Annotated in this window: 16 protein-coding genes; 10 read left to right on the top strand and 6 right to left on the bottom strand. The window is 67.9% G+C overall.

The features are described from left to right. Positions 1 to 595: 595 nt before the first annotated feature. The gene (locus tag WT24_RS18565; protein WP_006754461.1) at positions 596 to 1,555 is read right to left on the bottom strand and encodes a LysR substrate-binding domain-containing protein; all 960 of its coding nucleotides are present in this window, start codon (positions 1,553 to 1,555) and stop codon (positions 596 to 598) included. A 126-nt stretch (positions 1,556 to 1,681) separates the two neighbouring features. After that, positions 1,682 to 3,991 (bottom strand): ATP-dependent DNA helicase RecG, encoded by a 2,310-nt coding sequence (gene recG, locus WT24_RS18560; RefSeq protein ID WP_060035419.1) that lies wholly within the window; start codon positions 3,989 to 3,991, stop codon positions 1,682 to 1,684. 167 nt (positions 3,992 to 4,158) lie between these two features. Between recG and queA the strand changes: the two genes are divergently transcribed. The 6 genes from queA (at position 4,159) to WT24_RS18530 (ending at position 12,060) form a co-directional block, all read left to right on the top strand. Next, positions 4,159 to 5,226, top strand: a complete 1,068-nt coding sequence (gene queA, locus WT24_RS18555; RefSeq protein ID WP_059501021.1) for a tRNA preQ1(34) S-adenosylmethionine ribosyltransferase-isomerase QueA — start codon at positions 4,159 to 4,161, stop codon at positions 5,224 to 5,226. Between the two features lie 188 nt (positions 5,227 to 5,414). Beyond that, complete coding sequence (gene tgt, locus WT24_RS18550; protein WP_059791811.1) at positions 5,415 to 6,620, top strand: tRNA guanosine(34) transglycosylase Tgt; 1,206 nt, start codon at positions 5,415 to 5,417, stop codon at positions 6,618 to 6,620. A 257-nt stretch (positions 6,621 to 6,877) separates the two neighbouring features. Beyond that, a complete protein-coding gene (gene yajC, locus WT24_RS18545; protein ID WP_006476868.1) occupies positions 6,878 to 7,201 on the top strand; it encodes a preprotein translocase subunit YajC in 324 nt (107 codons plus the stop codon). A gap of 106 nt (positions 7,202 to 7,307) precedes the next feature. Then, positions 7,308 to 9,329 (top strand): protein translocase subunit SecD, encoded by a 2,022-nt coding sequence (gene secD / locus WT24_RS18540; protein WP_059501019.1) that lies wholly within the window; start codon positions 7,308 to 7,310, stop codon positions 9,327 to 9,329. 18 nt (positions 9,330 to 9,347) lie between these two features. Beyond that, the gene (gene secF / locus WT24_RS18535; protein ID WP_059501018.1) at positions 9,348 to 10,298 is read left to right on the top strand and encodes a protein translocase subunit SecF; all 951 of its coding nucleotides are present in this window, start codon (positions 9,348 to 9,350) and stop codon (positions 10,296 to 10,298) included. A 217-nt stretch (positions 10,299 to 10,515) separates the two neighbouring features. Then, a complete protein-coding gene (locus tag WT24_RS18530; protein ID WP_257127519.1) occupies positions 10,516 to 12,060 on the top strand; it encodes a S41 family peptidase in 1,545 nt (514 codons plus the stop codon). Between the two features lie 18 nt (positions 12,061 to 12,078). On the opposite strand, the gene WT24_RS18525 is transcribed toward WT24_RS18530, so the two are convergent. The 4 genes from WT24_RS18525 to WT24_RS18510 form a co-directional block, all read right to left on the bottom strand. Further along, positions 12,079 to 13,356 (bottom strand): MFS transporter, encoded by a 1,278-nt coding sequence (locus tag WT24_RS18525; RefSeq protein ID WP_059501017.1) that lies wholly within the window; start codon positions 13,354 to 13,356, stop codon positions 12,079 to 12,081. 192 nt (positions 13,357 to 13,548) lie between these two features. Further along, positions 13,549 to 14,130 carry a YceI family protein gene (locus tag WT24_RS18520; RefSeq protein WP_006476873.1) on the bottom strand — a complete coding sequence of 194 codons (582 nt, stop codon included), beginning with the start codon at positions 14,128 to 14,130 and terminating at the stop codon, positions 13,549 to 13,551. A gap of 65 nt (positions 14,131 to 14,195) precedes the next feature. Continuing rightward, positions 14,196 to 14,756 (bottom strand): YceI family protein, encoded by a 561-nt coding sequence (locus WT24_RS18515; protein ID WP_059501115.1) that lies wholly within the window; start codon positions 14,754 to 14,756, stop codon positions 14,196 to 14,198. Positions 14,757 to 14,764: 8 nt separating this feature from the next. Continuing rightward, positions 14,765 to 15,325 (bottom strand): cytochrome b, encoded by a 561-nt coding sequence (locus tag WT24_RS18510; protein ID WP_034206446.1) that lies wholly within the window; start codon positions 15,323 to 15,325, stop codon positions 14,765 to 14,767. Positions 15,326 to 15,583: 258 nt separating this feature from the next. On the opposite strand from WT24_RS18510, the gene WT24_RS18505 reads away from it, so the two are divergent. From WT24_RS18505 to WT24_RS18490, 4 genes are read left to right on the top strand one after another with little or no spacing between them, the layout of a single operon-like run. Beyond that, positions 15,584 to 16,249, top strand: coding sequence for a paraquat-inducible protein A (locus WT24_RS18505; RefSeq protein WP_060035416.1), 666 nt, complete (start codon positions 15,584 to 15,586; stop codon positions 16,247 to 16,249). Further along, positions 16,246 to 16,881 carry a paraquat-inducible protein A gene (locus WT24_RS18500; RefSeq protein ID WP_059501015.1) on the top strand — a complete coding sequence of 212 codons (636 nt, stop codon included), beginning with the start codon at positions 16,246 to 16,248 and terminating at the stop codon, positions 16,879 to 16,881. The genes WT24_RS18505 and WT24_RS18500 overlap by 4 nt, the downstream gene beginning before the upstream one ends. Then, a complete protein-coding gene (locus tag WT24_RS18495; RefSeq protein ID WP_059501014.1) occupies positions 16,874 to 18,493 on the top strand; it encodes an intermembrane transport protein PqiB in 1,620 nt (539 codons plus the stop codon). Before WT24_RS18500 ends, WT24_RS18495 begins: the two co-directional genes overlap by 8 nt. After that, on the top strand, positions 18,490 to 19,209 hold the full coding sequence (locus WT24_RS18490; protein WP_059501013.1) for a membrane integrity-associated transporter subunit PqiC: 720 nt from the start codon (positions 18,490 to 18,492) through the stop codon (positions 19,207 to 19,209). Before WT24_RS18495 ends, WT24_RS18490 begins: the two co-directional genes overlap by 4 nt. Positions 19,210 to 19,338: the final 129 nt, after the last annotated feature.

Genomic DNA, 19,338 nt, shown 5'->3' with positions numbered 1-19,338 from the left:
CCCCACGTGCCGGGCGCGGTTCGTGGAGCGTTGCGGGGGGTAAGAAACGGAACAGGCGGGTCCTCCTGTCGTACTACGGGATGTCGTGCGCGGCCCTGGACACGCGTTCCCGTTGCCGTGCGCCGCAGGCGGGGCACTCGGGGAAGCGGCTGCCGGCAGTCGTCGTACCGACGACGCGGGCGGCTTTTCGGATATCGGACATGCGATGCTCCCTCAAGGCTCGACGGCAGGTGATTCGGGGGAACACTGGACCGGCGTGCGGCGGCACTCATCCGCCATACACACGGTCCGCCAGGTACGCGAACGCAATCGGGCGCAGGCCGCGAACCGCCGCCCTGGCGCGATGTACGACCGTGTCGCGCGACGGGATGTTCCGCTGCGCGTGCTTCAATACCGACCGCATCATGACATCCTCCTTTGACGCTTGCATCCAACGTGCATCTCGCACGTCGGCTCGACATCGATCCATGTAGAGGATTCTATCTATATCTATCGATTATTTGAATTTGATAAATTTCATCTATGCAATAGGGAAAAATAAACGGGGTCGCACGACCCCGTTCATCACGCTGCCACACACGCCTGCATCGGCGCGTCAGTTCATCGTGGCCGGCATGTCGAGCTTCGCGACACCCGGCAGTTCGCAAGCGGCAATCGCGTCGCTGATCGCGTCGATCGCCGGCATCCGCGTGAAGCTCTTGCGCCACACGAGCACCACGCGGCGGTCGGGCACCGGTTCGTTGAACGGTACGTACGACAGCAGCTCGGCATCGGGGCCGTTCGCGCGCGGGCCGATCTCGGCGACCGACATCCGCGGCAGCACGGTGATGCCGACGCCACTCGCGACCATGTGGCGAATGGTCTCGAGCGACGAGCCCTCGAACGTCTTCTGGATGCCGTCGGCCGTCTGCGAGAAGCGCATCAGTTCCGGACACACGCCGAGCACGTGATCGCGGAAGCAGTGGCCATTGCCGAGCAGCAGCATGGTTTCCTGCTTCAGATCCTCGGCGTCGATTTCGTCGCGCTTCTCCCACGGATGGCCGGCCGGCAGCGCGACGACGAACGGCTCGTCGTACAGCGGCCGCACCATCAGGCCGGTTTCGGGGAACGGCAGCGCCATGATCGCGGCGTCGATCTCGCCCTGCTTCAGCAGTTCGAGCAGCTTCAGCGTGTAGTTCTCCTGCAGCATCAGCGGCATCTGCGGGACACGCTGGATCATCTGCTTGACGAGCGTCGGCAGCAGGTACGGCCCGATCGTGTAGATCACGCCGAGGCGGAACGGGCCGACGAGCGGGTCCTTGCCCTGCTTCGCGATCTCCTTGATCGCGAAGGTCTGCTCGAGCACGCGCTGCGCCTGGGTGACGATCTGGTCGCCGATCGGCGTCACGCTCACTTCGCTCGCGCCGCGCTCGAAAATCTGCACGTTGAGCTCGTCTTCGAGCTTCTTGATCGCCACCGACAGGGTCGGCTGGCTCACGAAGCACGCTTCGGCCGCGCGACCGAAATGCCGCTCGCGCGCGACCGCGACGATGTACTTCAATTCAGTCAGGGTCATTGTGGGTCAATCAGAGATATACAGGCGATAGGTTTAATTTATACACCCTCTTACCCAGGTTCGCCAAGTTTCTCTGCATCGCGATGCGTCGAGTGGCGGCTTTCGATCCGGCCCCAAGCCGGTCGATCAGGCCTTCAGGTATTGCTCGCGCGCGCCGAGCCAGCGCGCGAGATGCTGCGTGACGACCTCCGGATACGCGGCAATCAGCCGCGCCGCGGCCTCGCGGGCAGGATCGATCAGCCAGCCGTCGGTCTCGAGGTTCGCAAAACGCAGCATCGCCGCACCCGACTGGCGCGCGCCGAGGAATTCGCCGGGGCCGCGGATTTCGAGGTCGCGCCGCGCGATCTCGAAACCGTCGGTCGTCTCGCGCATCGTCTTCAGCCGCTCGCGGCCGGCGATCGACAGCGGCCCGGTGTACAGCAGCACGCACACCGACGCCGCGGTGCCGCGCCCGACACGGCCGCGCAACTGGTGCAGCTGCGCGAGGCCGAACCGTTCCGCGTGCTCGATCACCATCAGCGAGGCGTTCGGCACGTCGACGCCGACTTCGATCACGGTCGTCGCGACCAGCAATTGCACTTCGTTGCGCGTGAACGCTTCCATCACGGCCGCCTTGTCGGCCGGCGACAGGCGGCCGTGCACGAGGCCGACCTTCAACTCGGGGAGCGCCGCGGCCAGCGTCTCGTAGGTTTCGACGGCCGTCTGCAGCTGCAGCGTCTCGCTCTCCTCGATCAGCGGGCACACCCAGTACACCTGGCGCCCGGTCAGCGCGGCCTCGCGCACGCGGGCGATCACTTCGTCGCGCCGCGCGTCGCCGACGAGGCGCGTCAGCACGGGCGTGCGGCCGGGCGGCAACTCGTCGATCGTCGATACCTCGAGGTCCGCGTAGTACGTCATCGCGAGCGTGCGCGGAATCGGCGTGGCCGACATCATCAGTTGGTGCGGCTGAAAGTCGCGCGCGCCGTTGGCGGCATTCGCGGCCTTCGCGCGCAACGCGAGACGCTGCTCGACGCCGAAGCGGTGCTGCTCGTCGACGATCACGAGGCCGAGCCGCGCGAATTCGACCGTATCCTGGATGATCGCGTGCGTGCCGATCACGAGCTGCGCGGTGCCGAGCGCGGCGGCCTCGATCGCCGCGCGTTTCTCTTTCGCCTTCAGGCTGCCCGCGAGCCATGCGACCGTGACGCCGAGCGGCTCGAGCCATGCACGCAGCTTGCGCGCGTGCTGTTCCGCGAGGATTTCGGTCGGCGCCATCAGCGCGGCCTGGTAGCCGGCGTCGATCGCCTGCGTGGCGGCCAGCGCCGCGACGACCGTCTTGCCGCTGCCGACGTCGCCCTGCAGCAGACGCTGCATCGGATGCGCGAGCGTGAGGTCGTGCGCGATCTCGTCGACGACGCGCGCCTGCGCGCCGGTCAACGTGAACGGCAGCGCCGCGTAAAGGCGCGTGGTCAACGCATCGGCATCGGTCGCGGCGCGGCGCGGCATCGCGGGCGCGGCGCGCGTGCGGCGCTCCTCGTGCGCCCGCTTGAGCGACAGCTGCTGCGCGAGCAGCTCCTCGAACTTGATGCGCGTCCATGCCGGATGCGAGCCGTCCATCAGCGCGGCTTCGTCGGAATCGACGCCCGGGTGGTGCAGGATGCGCACGGCCTGCGCGAGCGTCGGCACGCCGAGCGGCTTCAGGTAATCGCGCTCGATCTCGGGCGGCAGCAGTTCGGGCAGCGGCGTGCGCTCGACCGCGTTCTCGATCGCCTTGCGCAGATACGCCTGCGACACGCCGGCCGTGCTCGGGTAGACGGGCGTGAGCACCTGCGGCAGCGGCGCATCGGCTTCGACGACGCGCACGGCCGGGTGCACCATCTCCATCCCGAAGAAGCCGCCGCGCACGTCGCCGCGCACGCGCAGCCGCTGGCCGACGGCCATCTGCTTGACCTGCGAGCCGTAGAAATTCAGGAACCGCAGCACGAGCTGCTCGCCGTCGTCGTCCCGGATCTTCACGACGAGCTGGCGGCGCGGCCGGTACGCGACCTCGTTGTCGAACACGACGCCTTCGGTCTGCGCGATGCCGCCCGGCAGCAGTTCGCCGATCGGCGTGAGCGTGGTTTCGTCCTCGTAGCGCATCGGCAGATGCAGCACGAGATCGATCGAGCGCGTGAGGCCGAGCTTCGCGAGCTTGTCGGCGGTTTTCACCGGCTTGTCGGCGGCCGGCTTCTTCTTGCGCTTCGCATCGGCCGCCCCTGCTTCGTCGCCGGCGGCGCCGTCGGCCTCGGGCGCGGCCGCCGCGGGCTGCGCAAGCCGCCCGTCGGCGCCGCGCTTCGGGCCGGCGCGGCGCGCGCCGGAGCCCGATGCGGACGGCGCGGACGAGGCGGCATCGTCCGCGTCGAACGGATCGGCGGAATCGGCAACGGCAGCGAGGGAACGGCGTGGTGACACAGGCATCGGATCGTCTGGGTGCTTCGCAAGGCAAGTACAATAGCGGCTTTCACGTCGTCCGAACGAACGACGCCGGCCAGGCCGCGCATCCCGTCATCATAGCGGCTCGCGCGCCCCGATTACGCGTTTGCGCGCTGTCGGCCACGCCCGCCGGCCGCTTCTAACCAACCCGCATGTTCACGCTTTCCGATTTCGATTTCAATCTGCCGCCCGAGCTGATTGCACAAACCGCGCTGCCCGATCGCACCGCGAGCCGCCTGCTCGAGGTCGACCGCGGCGTCGAGCCCGCACGCCTCGTCGACCGCCATTTCGCCGAGCTGCCGTCGTGCATCGCGCCCGGCGACCTGCTCGTGTTCAACGATACCAAGGTACTGAAGGCGCGTTTCTTCGGCCAGAAGGCCAGCGGCGGCAAGATCGAGGTGCTGATCGAGCGCGTGACGGGCACGCACACCGCGCTCGCGCAGATCCGCGCGAGCAAGTCGCCGGGCGCCGGCACGACGCTGCGCCTGGCCGATGCGTTCGACGTGACGGTCGGCGAGCGCGTCGAGCCGTTCTTCACGCTGCACTTCCCCGCGCCGTGCCTCGACCTGATCGAGCAGTACGGCCGCCTGCCGCTGCCGCCCTACATCGAGCACGATCCCGATGCAACCGACGAAACGCGCTACCAGACCGTCTACGCGAGCAACCCGGGCGCGGTCGCCGCGCCGACGGCCGGGCTGCACTTCGACCAGCCGCTGCTGGAGAAGCTCGACGCGATGGGCGTCGAGCGCGCGACGCTGACGCTGCACGTCGGCGCCGGCACGTTCCAGCCGGTGCGCGTCGAGAACATCGCCGAGCACAAGATGCACAGCGAGTGGTACGACCTGCCGCAGTCGCTCGTCGAGAAGATCGCCGCGACCCGCGCGCGCGGCGGCAACGTGATCGCGGTGGGCACGACGTCGATGCGCGCGCTCGAAGCCGCCGCGCGCTCGGCCGACGAAGCGGGCCGCCCGCTCGCGGCGACGCAGGCCGAAACCGACATCTTCATCACGCCCGGCTACCGTTTCCGCGTGGTCGACCGGCTCGTCACGAACTTCCACCTGCCGAAATCGACGCTGCTGATGCTGGTGTCCGCGTTCGCGGGCGTCGAGACGATCCGCGCCGCTTACCGGCACGCGATCGCCGAACGCTACCGCTTCTTCAGCTACGGCGACGCGATGCTGCTCACGCGGCGCGACACGCCGGAGGCGCCGCGCGCGTGAAGCGCGGCGGGGCGGCGGGCGCGACGGCCCGCACGCCACGCACTGCGCGGCCGCCGTTGCATCGCAGTGCCCGTATTCCCGCTGCGCGCGTCACGCTTTTGCGCGCACCCGCTTTTCCCCGCCGCCGGTTTCCCGGCGGCGTTTCCAACATGCGCCGGACTGTTTTCCGGTAGCAAGGAGCACTCACGATGACCGAAGGTTCATCCCACGATACGCACGCGAGCCACAACACGCCCGCTCCCGTGCAGAGCCGCCCGGCGAACGGGCTCGAATTCGAACTGCTGACGACCGACGGCCACGCGCGCCGCGGCCGCGTGAAGCTCAACCACGGCACGGTCGAGACGCCGATCTTCATGCCGGTCGGCACGTACGGCACCGTGAAGGCGATCCAGCCGCGCGAACTGCACGAAATCAAGGCCCAGATCATCCTCGGCAACACGTTCCACCTGTGGCTGCGCCCGGGCCTCGACACGATCGACGCGCACGGCGGCCTGCACGGCTTCATGGGCTGGAACAAGCCGATCCTGACCGACTCGGGCGGCTTCCAGGTGTTCTCGCTCGGCGACCTGCGCAAGATCACCGAGGACGGCGTCACGTTCGCGTCGCCGATCAACGGCGACAAGCTGTTCCTGTCGCCGGAAGTGTCGATGCAGATCCAGAAGGTGCTGAACTCGGACATCGTGATGCAGTTCGACGAATGCACGCCGTACGCGACCAACGGCGTGCCGACCACGCACAAGGAAGCGGCCGACTCGATGCGCATGTCGTTGCGCTGGGCGAAGCGCTCGCTCGACGAATTCGACCGGCTCGGCAACCCGAACGCGCTGTTCGGGATCGTCCAGGGCGGGATGTTCGAGGATCTGCGCGACGAATCGCTCGCGGGCCTGTCCGAGCTCGGCTTCCACGGCCTCGCGATCGGCGGGCTGTCGGTGGGCGAGCCGAAGGAAGACATGATGCGCGTGCTGCGCCACGTCGGCCCGAAGCTGCCGGCGAACAAGCCGCACTACCTGATGGGCGTCGGCACGCCGGAGGATCTCGTCGAAGGCGTCGCGAACGGCGTCGACATGTTCGATTGCGTGATGCCGACCCGCAACGCGCGCAACGGCTGGCTCTTCACGCGCTTCGGCGACGTGAAGATCCGCAACGCGACGCACAAGAACTCGCTGAAGCCGCTCGATGCGAGCTGCACGTGCTACACGTGCCAGAATTTCTCGCGCGGCTACCTGCATCACCTGCACCGGGTCGGCGAAATCCTCGGTGCGCAGCTCAACACGATCCACAACCTGCACTACTACCTGCAGCTGATGAGCGAGATCCGCGACGCGATCGAAACCCATACGTTCGACGCGTTCCGGCAGCGCTTCGCGGAGGATCGCGCGAGAGGGGTCGACTGACCGCCGGCGGGCGGCCTGCCCCATAGGACACGACCTGAAAGAAAACCGTATCCAATAGGACACGCACTAAAAAACCCCGGTCCACCCGCCGGACCGAGCCATCAAACATTACAATTGCCTTTCCACACAAGCCGCAACGGTATCGGTTCGCGCTTTAACAGCTTGATCCGAAAGCGCATTTGCCGCGCCGTTTGCGCATGGGGCCGGTGGTAGAATAACCGGCTTATTTTTCGATCTTCCCCTACGGAGAGACCAACGTGCCGTTCATTTCCAATGCCTTCGCGCAAGGTGCCGGTGGCGCCGAATCGAGCCTGATGAGCTTCCTGCCGCTCATCCTGATGTTCGCGGTGCTGTACTTCATCATGATCCGTCCGCAGATGAAGCGCCAGAAGGAACACCGCAACATGCTCGCGGCCATGGCGAAGGGCGACGAAGTCGTCACGAGCGGCGGCCTCGTCGGCAAGGTGACGAAGGTCACCGAAGGCTACATCGGCGTCGAAATCGCCGAAGGCACCGAAATCACCGTGCAGAAGGCTGCCGTCACGACCATTCTGCCGAAGGGCACGATCAAGTCGCTGTAAGGCTTATACCGAGCGTCCGGCCCCCCGCGCCGTGCCCGCCTGAGAGAGCGGGCCGCCGCGGCGCCGGACGCGACGCTTTCACGCCAACCACCCGTTCGGCCCCCTCATGAATCGTTATCCACTCTGGAAATATGTCGTGATGGTCGTGGCGCTCGCCATCGGCCTTCTGTACACATTGCCCAACTTCTTCGGCGAAGCGCCGGCGGTGCAGGTGTCGAGCGGCAAGGCCACGGTCAAGCTCGACTCGACCACGCTGACCCAGGTCGAATCGGCGCTCGCGTCCGCGCAGATCACGCCGGACGACGTCACCTTCGAGAACACGGCGACCAACGCGAACATCCGCGTGCGCCTGAAGGACACCGATACGCAGCTGCGCGTCAAGGACCTGCTGCAGAAGTCGCTGAACGCCGACCCGAACGATCCGCAGTACGTCGTCGCACTGAACCTGCAAAGCGCGTCGCCGCGCTGGCTGACCGCGCTGCACGCGCTGCCGATGTATCTCGGCCTCGACCTGCGCGGCGGTGTGCACTTCCTGCTCCAGGTCGACATGACGGGCGCGCTCACGAAGAAGCTCGACTCCGACGCGTCCGACGCGCGCACGCTGCTGCGCGACAAGAACATCCGCGACGGCGGCGTGAGCCGCGTCGAGCAGTCCGTGGTCGTCAACTTCAGCGATGCGCAGACGGCGGAAGACGCCCGCAAGGTGCTCGCCGCGTCGATCACCGAGCTGCAATGGGCGACGCAGCCCGGCGGCGGCGGCACGCAGGTGGTCGGCACCTTCACGCCGGCCGTGCAGAAGTCCGTCGAGGACGCCGCGCTCAAGCAGAACCTGACCACCCTCCACAACCGCGTGAACGAACTCGGCGTGTCCGAGCCGATCCTGCAGCAGCAAGGCAGCGACCGCATCGTCGTCGAACTGCCGGGCGTGCAGGACACCGCGAAGGCGAAGGACATCATCGGCCGCACCGCGACGCTCGAGGCGCGCCTTGCCGACCCGATCAACACGCACCCGAACCCGAACGATCCCGTGCCGCCGGGCGAGGAACTCTTCACGCAGGGCAACCAGGCGCCCGTGCTGCTGAAGAAGGACGTGATCTTCACCGGCGACCGCATCATCGACGCGTCGGCCGGCTTCGACGAGCACCAGCGTCCGTCGGTCAACATCCGCCTCGATTCGGCGGGCGGCCGCGCGGTGCGCACGGTGTCGCGCGAGAACATCGGCAAGCCGATGGCGATGGTGCTGTTCGAGAAGGGCAAGGGCGAAGTGCTGACGGTCGCGACGATCCAGTCCGAACTCGGCGACCGCTTCCAGATCACGGGCCAGCCGACGCCGCAGGCCGCGGCCGATCTCGCGCTGCTGCTGCGCGCCGGTTCGCTTGCCGCGCCGATGGACATCATCGAGGAACGCACGATCGGCCCGAGCCTCGGCGCCGACAACATCAAGATGGGCATCCACTCGGTGATCTGGGGCTTCTGCGCGATCGCCGTGTTCATGGTCGCGTACTACATGCTGTTCGGCGTGGTGTCGGTGATCGGCCTGTCGGTGAACCTGTTGCTGCTCGTCGCCGTGCTGTCGCTGATGCAGGCGACGCTGACGCTGCCGGGCATCGCGGCAATCGCGCTCGCGCTCGGCATGGCGATCGACTCGAACGTGCTGATCAACGAGCGCGTGCGCGAGGAACTGCGCGCCGGCCAGCCGCCGCAGCTCGCGATCCAGGCCGGCTACGCCCATGCGTGGGCGACGATTCTCGACTCGAACGTCACGACGCTGATCGCCGGCCTCGCGCTGCTCGCGTTCGGCTCGGGCCCGGTTCGCGCGTTCGCGATCGTGCACTGCCTCGGCATCCTGACGTCGATGTTCTCCGCGGTGTTCTTCTCGCGCGGGATCGTCAACCTCTGGTACGGCGGCCGCAAGAAGCTGAAGTCGCTCGCGATCGGCCAGGTGTGGAAGCCGGAAGGCGCCGCTGCCGCCGCGTCGTTCGCCGATGCGGACGAATCGACCGACACTGCCCGCGCCGCGAAGCTCGCCGCCCCGGCGAAGGGCAACGCGCCGCGCGCCGGCAAGCCGCAGTTGCGCAACCGCGCGCAGCAAGGCGTGTCGCCGAAGAAACCGGGCTCGACCCAATAAGGCCCCGGAGACGAAGCCATGGAATTTTTCCGCATCCGTAAAGACATTCCGTTCATGCGGCACGCGCTGGTGTTCAACGTGATCTCGCTGGTCACGTTCCTCGCCGCCGTGTTCTTCCTGTTCCACCGCGGGCTGCACCTGTCCGTCGAATTCACCGGCGGCACGGTGATCGAGGTTCAGTACCAGCAGGCCGCCCAGCTCGAACCCGTGCGCGCGACGCTCGGCAAGCTCGGCTATGCCGATGCGCAAGTGCAGAACTTCGGCACGTCGCGCAACGTGCTGATCCGCCTGCAACTGAAGGAAGGCCTCACGTCCGCGCAGCAGAGCGACCAGGTGATGAGCGCGCTGAAGGCGCAGAGCCCGGACGTGACGCTGCAGCGCGTCGAGTTCGTCGGCCCGCAGGTCGGCCGCGAGCTCGCGACCGACGGTCTGCTCGCGCTCGCGTGCGTCGTGATCGGCATCGTGATCTACCTGTCGTTCCGCTTCGAATGGAAGTACGCGGTGGCCGGCATCATTGCCAACCTGCACGACGTCGTGATCATTCTCGGCTTCTTCGCGTTCTTCCAGTGGGAGTTCTCGCTGGCGGTGCTCGCGGCGATCCTCGCGGTGCTCGGCTACTCGGTCAACGAGTCGGTCGTCATCTTCGACCGGATCCGCGAAACGTTCCGCCGCGAACGCAAGATGAGCGTGCAGGAAGTGATCAACCACGCGATCACGACCACGATGTCGCGCACGATCATCACGCATACGTCGACCGAAATGATGGTGCTGTCGATGTTCTTCTTCGGCGGCCCGACGCTGCACTACTTCGCGCTCGCGCTGACGGTCGGCATCATGTTCGGCATCTACTCGTCGGTGTTCGTCGCGGGCTCGCTCGCGATGTGGCTCGGCATCAAGCGCGAAGACCTGATCAAGGAAAAGAAGGCCGCGCACGATCCGGACGATCCGAACGCCGGCGCGCAGGTTTGAGCGCTACACCGTTTCGGCTTCGAAAAAACCGGCCCGTTTGGGCCGGTTTTTTTATGTGCGCGCCACCGCGGTCCGACACGCGGCCGGCTCGACCGGCGCGGTCGCAGGGGTCGGCTACAATCGTCACCGCGCCCTGCCCCGTCGCTTGCCGGTTGCCCCCGACACCGGGCCCCCCCCTCGCCACCCGTCCGAACGTGCGGTCCCGATGATGCCTCCCATGCGTGTCGTTCGTCGCCTCGCCGTCTGCGCAGCCGTCGCGGCCGCGTTCCCGTATGCGCCGCTCGCCGATGCGCAATCGGCATCCGCATCCCCCGCCGCTTCGCTGCCTGCCGCTTCACCGGCCGCCGCTTCGGTGCCCGCCATCCGACCGCCGTCGCCCTGCCCGCCCGACTGGGAGCCGCAGCTCTGCGAACTGAAAGCGGCCGTCGAAGTGCTGAAGAAACAGCACCTGACCGACGTCGACATCGGCGCGCTGCTCGACGCCGCGACCCACGAAGGCATCAAGACGCTGCCTTACGCACGCTTCTTCAACGCGAAGGAAGAGCAGGAGCGGCGCGACGACGAGCGGCGCGCACGCGACGGCACGCCGGGCATCGGGATCGTGTTCGAGACACGGCCCGACGGACTGCACATCATCGACGTGATTCCCGACGCGCCGGCGGAACGGGCCGGCGTGCGGCCCGACGATCTCGTCGTCGCGATGAACGACAGGAGCGTCGTCGGCATCGACGGCAGCGCGCTGATGCAACTCGCGAAGGGTGACGCGGGCGTGCCGCTGAAGCTCACGGTGCAGCGCGGCCCGAAGCATGCGGTGCTGAGCTTCGCGCCCGTGCGCACGATCGTCAAACCGCATCCGGCGACCGCGAAGCGGCTCGACGGCGACATCCTGTACACGCGGCTGTCGAGCTTTCCGGAGCCGGCGGTCGGCGACTATATCGACGCGGTGCAGGCCGCGCGCCGCGCGGGGCCGCCGGTGAAGCAGATGATTCTCGACCTGCGCATCAACGGCGGCGGCGCGCTCAATGCGGCGATCGGCATCACCGCGCTGTTCGCGGGACGCGACCGCACCGCGATGGTGACGGTCGAGCGCGGCGACACGCACCGCCGCCGCTACACGACCAACTGGCCCGACTACGAATTGCCCGTCATGCACGGGCAGGATCCGCTCGCGCCGCTGCAGGCCGACGACTGGTGGCGCACCGTGCCGCTCGTCGTGCTCGTCGACGGACAGAGCGCGTCGGCCGCCGAAGCGACCGCGGCGGCGCTGAAGGATCTCGGCCGCGCGAAACTGCTCGGCATGCCGACCTACGGGAAAGGGCTCGCACAGACGGGCGTCGACCTGATCGACGGCACGCGTCTCAATTTCACGTTCGCGCGCAACCTGCGGCCGAACGGCTGCCCGATGGACGGCTACGGCGTCATGCCGGACTGGCTCGTGCCGCCGCGCGTCGATTCGGACGTCGACGGCGTGCTGCTGTGGTACCGGGAAGCCGATCTGGCCCGCGCACCGTATGCGGACCGGCAGGCGCCCGACCCGTTCGCGCAGGTGCGCAACGCACGACAGAAGCTGCGCGAGCAGCGCGTGCGCGCGAAGATCGATACGGCGAGGAGCGCGGCGCTGCCGCAGCGCGCATTCGGCACGGCCGCCGACTGGCAGCTCCGGCAGGCGCTCGCCGCGCTCGCGGGGCGCCCGGTCCGGACCGTCGACGCGCCGCCGCAACTGATGCCGGCGCAACCGGTGTGCGAGCGCGGCGGCAATTGACGCGCCGCCCCGCCCCTTTCAGCGAAACCCGAACCGCCGCCGCAGCACGACCAGCGCCGCGAGGCTCAGCACGGCCGCGAACATCAGGTAGAAGCTCGGCGCAGTCTTCATCCCGGTCTCGCGGATCAGCCACGCGATGATGAACGGCCCGAAGCCGCCGAAGATCGTCACCGCGACGTTATACGCGAGCGACATCCCGGTCGTGCGCGTCTGCACCGGAAACACCTCGGACAACAGCCCCGGCAGCGCCGCGAAGTAGCCGGTCATCAGGAACGCGAGCAGCACCTGCAGCGCGATCAGCGTGCCGAAGCCCGGATGCGCGACGAGATACGCGAACGCCGGATAGATCAGCACGAGGATGCCGACGGCCGGCGCGATCATCACGCGCACGCGGCCGTAGCGATCCGACCAGTGGCCGACGAGCGGCGCGAACGCCATCTGGATCACACCGACGACGAGAATCGCCGCGAACGCGGCGGACGGCGCGAGGCCGAGCTGCTTCACGCCGTAGGTCGGCATGAACAGCACGAGATAGGTCGCGACGGTGCCGAGCACGACCACGCCCATCGCCGCGACGAGGCGCGCCTTGTGCGACGCGAACGTATCGCGCAGCGGGTTCGCGGTGCCTTCGGCCGCGAGGAATTCGGGCGTCTCGTCGACCTTGGTACGGATGTAGTACGCGACCGGCCCGAGCAGCAGCCCGAAGAAGAACGGCACGCGCCAGCCCCACGACGCCATCTGCGCGGCCGACAGTTGCGCGTTCAGCACGGTGCCGAAGCCCGCGGCGAGCAGCGTCGTGAGCCCCTGGCTCGCGACCTGCCAGCTCGCGAAAAACCCGCGCCGGCCCGGCACGTGCTCGGCGAGGAACGCGGTTGCGCTGCCGAACTCGCCGCCTGCCGAAAAGCCCTGCATCAGCCGCGCGGCGACGAGGATCACCGGCGCGGCGACGCCGATCGTCTCGTAGGTCGGCAGCACCGCGATGATCAGCGTGCCGGCCATCATCAGCAGGATCGACAGCGTGAGCGCGGCCTTGCGGCCCGCGCGGTCGGCATACGCGCCGAGCACGATCGCGCCGAGCGGCCGCATGAAGAACGACACGCCGAACGTGCCGAGCGTGAGCAGCAACGACACGGTGTCGTTGCCGGCGGGGAAGAACAGCTTCGAGATCGTCACCGCGAAAAAACCGTAGACGACGAGATCGAACCACTCGAGCGCGTTGCCGATCGACGCGGCGACCACCGCGCGCCAGACGCGCGGCGACGAGGCAATGGAACGGGACTGCGTGACGGCATGCATCGGCGATCTCCTTGTCGTTGTACGTTCTGTTCGAGGCGGCCGCCGTCGCGGCGTCGGCCTGCCCGGCGCCGCATGGCCGCATGCTGCGCTCGGGCGATTATAGGCGCGCAAAAAAACCGCCGCGCCCCGATAACGGGAGCGCGGCGGTTTGCCCGCAGGGGCCGGCACGATGGCCGACCCGGCAGGAGAGCCTTACTGCTGCTTGACCGCTTCGGCCGTGATCAGCAGCTTCGTCTTCATCTTGAAACCGTACTGCTTGCCGTAGTCGAGACCGAAATCGTCGCGGCTGAATTCGCCGACCGCGTCGACGCCGCACACTTCGCGCTTGAGCATCGGGTGCGGCATGCACTTGAACGAATCGATCTTCAGCGTGAGCGGCTTCGTGACGCCATGCAGCGTCAGGTTGCCGACCACCGACACCGGCTTGTCGCCGTCGAACTTGATCGTGCCCTTGTAGTTCGCCTGCGGGAACTTCGCCGCATCGAAGAACTCGGCCGTCTGCAGGTGCTCGTCGAGCTTTGCGCTGCCGGTGTGGATCGACGCGATGTCGGTCGTCACGTCGACCGTGCCGGTCTTCGCCGCGCGATCGAGCGTCACGGTGCCGCTCGACTTGTCGAACTTGCCGCGCCAGACCGACAGGCCGCCGAAGTGGTCGGCCTCGAAGCTCGGGTACGTGTGGCTCGGGTCGAACTGGTAGGTCGCGCTTTCGGCGAAGGCCGAGAACGACAGCGAAGCGGCCAGCGCGCCGGCGGCGATGATCAGATGCTTTTTCAAACCTTTTCTCCTGGGAACGGCGCCGCGCCCTCGCGCGGCATTCAGTGGACGCGGCAACCTGCCGCTTACTTCGTGGCGACGAGATGGAACTTGATCTGCACTTCGTCCGCGACGACCGACGTGTCCTTCCACTCGCCGGTACCGACGTTGAAGGTCGAACGCTTGATCGGCAGCACGCCGTCGAACGTCTGCGTCGCGCCGTTCTGCGCGACCGTGACGGGCACCGTGACGGTCTCGGTCTTGCCCTTGATCGTCAGCTTGCCGGTCACGTTGTACTTGTTGCCGCCGGCCGGCGCGATCGCCGACGACACGAAGCTCGCCTGCGGATAGGTCTTCGCGTCGAACCAGTCCTTGCCGGCGACCTGGTCGTTGTACATCTTGTCGCCGAGGTCGAAGCTCGCGACGTCGATCGTCATTTGCGCGCTGCCCTGCGCGGCCTTCGCCGGGTCGAACTTCACCTGCGCGGAAAACTTCTTGAACGCGCCTTCGGTCGGCACGTTCATCTGCTTCGACACGGCGGACACCTTGCTCTTCGCGAGATCGACGTCGGCATGCGCCGCGCCCGACGCGACAAACGCCGCCGCGGCGAACGCGGTCAGCATGGAGCGGGAGAAAGACACTTTCATGGGATCCTTCATTTGGCAAAGGGAAGCATGCGCGACAGCAGGCCGTCGCGGTCCAACAACTGATGCTTGAGCGCCGCGAGCACGTGCATCGCGACGAGCGCAAGCAGAATGTAATTCAAAGACACGTGCAGCGTCTTGAAGGTTTCCTTGAGCGCCGGATCGGGGTCGATCAGGCGCGGCAGCGGCACGATGCCGAGATAGACGACCGGGATGTTCGACGCCGAGCTGTACAGGTAGCCCGTCGCCGGAATCACGATCATCAGCACGTACAGCAGCATGTGCACGCCGTGCGACGCCGCGCGCTGCCACGCCGGCGTGTCGCCCGGCAGCGGCGGCGGCACGTGGGTCGCCCGCCACAGCACGCGCACGACGGCGAGTGCGAACACCGTCACGCCGATCCACTTGTGCCACGAGAAGTACTTCAGCTTGGTGGGCGTGAAGCCGGGGATGTCCGTCATCACCCAGCCGAGCGCGAAGCCGCAGACGATCAGCAGCGCGATCAGCCAGTGCAGGGCGATCGCGGTAGGCGCGTAGCGTGCCGGCGCGGCCGGCGGCGATTTCGATGCCATCTTGGGTTCCTCAGTTCAGCGAACGGCTGCGCCGGTAAATTCGGCCGACGCATGTCGAGGGCGCCATGCTACCGCAACCTTTTGACGCGCGCGGACTCTGAGGACAGGCGCGCCAGCCGGCTGACGGCTTCCCGTCATGTTACCGACCGGTCACGCAGCGCACGATCCTTGACCCATCGAAAAAGCCCTTTTGGTAAGATTGGCGCGGGTTCCGGCCCCGTCGACGCGTTCCCCGGCCGTCGCAGCACCGCCTTTTCCATGCAACGATACGACCTGATTGCCTGCCACGAATGCGACGCACTGTTGCATAAACCGCGCCTGAGGGGCCGCGAAATCGCACGCTGCCCGCGCTGCGACGCGCTGCTCTATCGCAACAGCACCACGCAGATCGAGCGCATCAGCGCGCTCGCGGTCGCGGCGCTCGTCACGTTCGTCATCGCGCAGGCGTTCCCGATCCTCGAAATGGACCTGAACGGCACGCGCGTGCAGACGACGCTGATCGGCGCGATCGATGCGCTGTGGCATCAGGACATGGAGATCGTCGGCGTGATGGTGTTCTGCTCGACCGTGCTGTTCCCGCTCGTCGAGATGGCCGCGCTCCTTTACGTCCTGCTGCCGATCCGGCGCGGCATCGTGCCGCCCGGCCTCAACGTCGTGCTGCGCACGATCCAGCTCGTGCGGCCGTGGGGGATGATCGAGGTGTTCATGCTCGGCATCGTGGTCACGATCGTGAAGATGGTGAGCCTCGCGCGCGTCGTGCCCGACGCGGCGCTGTTCGCGTTCGGCGCGCTCACGCTGATGACCGCCGTCGTGCTGATGTTCGACCCGCGCACGGTGTGGGACATCGCCGACGACCTGCGCGCCGGCCGCGCGCCGGCGCGGCCCGACCCCGCCGCGCCGCTGCAGGACACGCCCCGCCGATGACGAGGCCCACGCCGACCGCCGCCCGCGAGGGCTACGCCAGCTGCCACGCGTGCGGGCTCGTGCAGACGATCGACCGGCCGCACGCGCATTGCGCGCGCTGCGGCAGCGCGCTTCACGTGCGCACGCCGAACAGCATCATGCGCACGTGGGCGCTGCTGCTCGCGGCCGCGATCCTCTACATTCCGGCGAACCTGCTGCCGATCATGCGTACGTCGTCGATCGTCGGGTCGCAGCAGGACACGATCATGAGCGGCGTCATCTACTTCTGGACGTCCGGCGACTGGCCGCTCGCCGTGGTCGTGTTCGTCGCCAGCATTCTCGTGCCGATGCTCAAGCTCGCCGTCCTGACGATCCTCGTCATCAGCGCACAGCGCCGCACCGCCTGGCGGCCGCTGCAGCGCACGCGCCTCTATCGGATCGTCGAGCGCATCGGCCGCTGGTCGATGCTCGACATCTTCGTCGTGACGCTGACCGTCGCGCTCGTCCATTTCCGTTCGCTCGCCGTCATCACGGCCGGCCCCGGCGCGCTCGCGTTCGGCTCGGTCGTGATCCTGACGATGCTCGCGTCGATGCAGTTCGATCCCCGCCTGATCTGGGATCCAGTCGAAACCTCAGGGAATCACCATGAATAGTCCACAAGGCCCGCAGCACGACGCGCCCCGGCCGCCCGATCCGGCGATCTCGACGAAAAGCGGCTGGCTGCCGTCGCTCGTCTGGCTCGTGCCGCTGATCGCCGCGCTGATCGGCATCGGCCTCGTGATCAAGTCCGTGCGCGAGCGCGGCCCGGAAATCACGATCAGCTTCCACAGCGCCGAAGGGCTCGAGCCGGGCAAGACCCAGGTCAAGTACAAGGACGTCGAGATCGGCACGGTCAAGACGATCAAGCTGTCGAAGGACCTGTCGCGCGTGCTGGTCCAGGTGCAGCTCAAGAAGGAAGCCGAGGACTTCGCGGTCCAGGGTTCGCGCTTCTGGATCGTGCGCCCGCGCGTGGGCGCGACCGGCGTGTCGGGGCTCGGCACGCTGCTGTCCGGCGCGTACATCGGCGTCGACGCCGGTCACGGGCAGGACACGCTGACCGACTTCACCGGGCTCGAGACGCCGCCCGCCGTCACGGGCGACCAGAAAGGCACGCAGTACGTGCTGCGCGGCGATTCGCTCGGCTCGGTCGACATCGGCTCGCCGGTCTACTACCGTCGCGTCCAGGTCGGCCAGGTGGTCGGCTTCTCGCTCGACAAGGACGGCACGGGCGTCACGTTCAATGTGTTCGTCAATGCACCGTACGACCAGTACGTCGGCATGAACACGCGCTGGTGGCAGGCGAGCGGCGTCGATCTGCGGCTCGATTCGAGCGGCCTGAAGCTGAACACGCAGTCGCTCGCGACGGTGATCCTCGGCGGCATCGCGTTCCAGACGCCGCCGAACCAGGGCAGCGGCACGACCGCGCCGAACAACACGACGTTCCGTCTCGGCTCCGACGAGGGCGACGCGATGCGCGACCCGGACGGCCAGCCGCTGCAGGTCGTGATGAACTTCAACCAGTCGCTGCGCGGGCTCGCCGTCGGCGCGCCGGTCGACTTCCGCGGCATCGTGCTCGGCGAAGTGACGAACATCGGCATCGACTTCGATCCGAAGACGAAGAACTTCCTGATGCCGGTGACGATGAACGTGTATCCGGAGCGCCTCGGCCGCCGCTTCCGCGAGACGATCGAGAGCAAGGGCGAACCGGCGCGCCGCGAAATCGTGGAGCGGCTCGTCCAGCACGGGCTGCGCGGCCAGCTGCGCACCGGCAACCTGCTGACGAGCCAGTTGTACGTCGCGCTCGACTTCTTCCCGAAGGCGCCCGCCGTGAAGATCGACACGGCCCGCCAGCCGCTCGAGCTGCCGACCGTGCCGAATACGCTCGACGAGCTGCAGTTGCAGGTCGCCGACATCGCGAAGAAGCTCGACAAGGTGCCGTTCGACCAGATCGGCGCGAACCTGAACAGCGCGCTCGCGAACGCCGACAAGCTGTTCAAGCAGCTCGACACGCAGGTCGCGCCGCAAGCGCGCGACACGCTGTCGGCCGCGAAGCAGACCTTCTCGACCGCCGAGGCGACGCTGCAGCAGGATTCGCCGCTGCAGTCCGACGTGCGCGGCGCGCTGAAGGAACTCACGCGCACGCTGCAATCGCTGAACGCGCTCGCCGACTATCTGGAGCGCCACCCCGAATCGCTGCTCAAGGGCAAGCCAGGAGATAAACCATGACGACACGCGTGAACGGTTTCGCGAGCGGCGCGGCGGCCGTCTTCGCCGCACTCGCGCTCGCCGCGTGCAGCTCGCCGCCCGCGCGGTTCTACACGCTCAGCCCGGCCGACGCCGCGGCGCCGCTGCGCACCGCGCCGGCCAACCCGGCGTTCCTGATCGAGGTGCCGTCGGTCGGCGTGCCCGAACAGGTCGCGAAGAACCAGTTGGTCGTGCAGAAGAACGCCGCGCAGGTCGACGTGCTCGAGCAGGAACGCTGGGCGTCGCCGCCCGCCGACGAGATCCGCCGCGCGCTGTCGGACGATCTCGCCGCTCGGCTCGGCACGATCGACGTCGCGAATTCCGCCTATCCGGCCGGCGTGCCCGTGTACCGCATCAGCGTGAACGTGCAGCGCTTCGAGTCGTGGCCCGGCAAGCGGGCCGCGGTCGACGCCGTGTGGAGCGTGCGCTCGCTCGCCACGCAGGCCGTGATGACCTGCCGCACGAGCGTCGCCGAACCGGTCGGCGACGGCTACGACGCACTCGTCGCCGGCCACCGGCGCGCGCTCGACGCGATTGCCGCGCAGGCCGCGGACGGCGTGCGCGCGATGGCCGCGCGCCGCGGCGCGCCAGCCACGCCCGCGGCCGGCAGCAAGACGGCGGCCGCGCCGGTCGTGCCGTGCCCGGCCAACCCGACGTCCGGCGGCGACGCCGGCGCGACGGGCAAGTCCGGCGCATAAGCGAACGCGGACGGCGCGCAGGCGAACGTTCGACACGGCGTTCGCCCGCGCGGTGTCGAATGGCGCGTCGGGCCGCGCGCCGCCCGTCGCAGGCTGCACGCCGCCGCAGCCGGCCTCGCGCACCGCCTT

It is taken from the genome of Burkholderia sp. MSMB1078WGS (genome assembly GCF_001528895.1).
Classification (GTDB): Bacteria; Pseudomonadota; Gammaproteobacteria; order Burkholderiales; family Burkholderiaceae; genus Burkholderia.
This window is presented reverse-complemented; position numbering and strand designations above follow the sequence as displayed.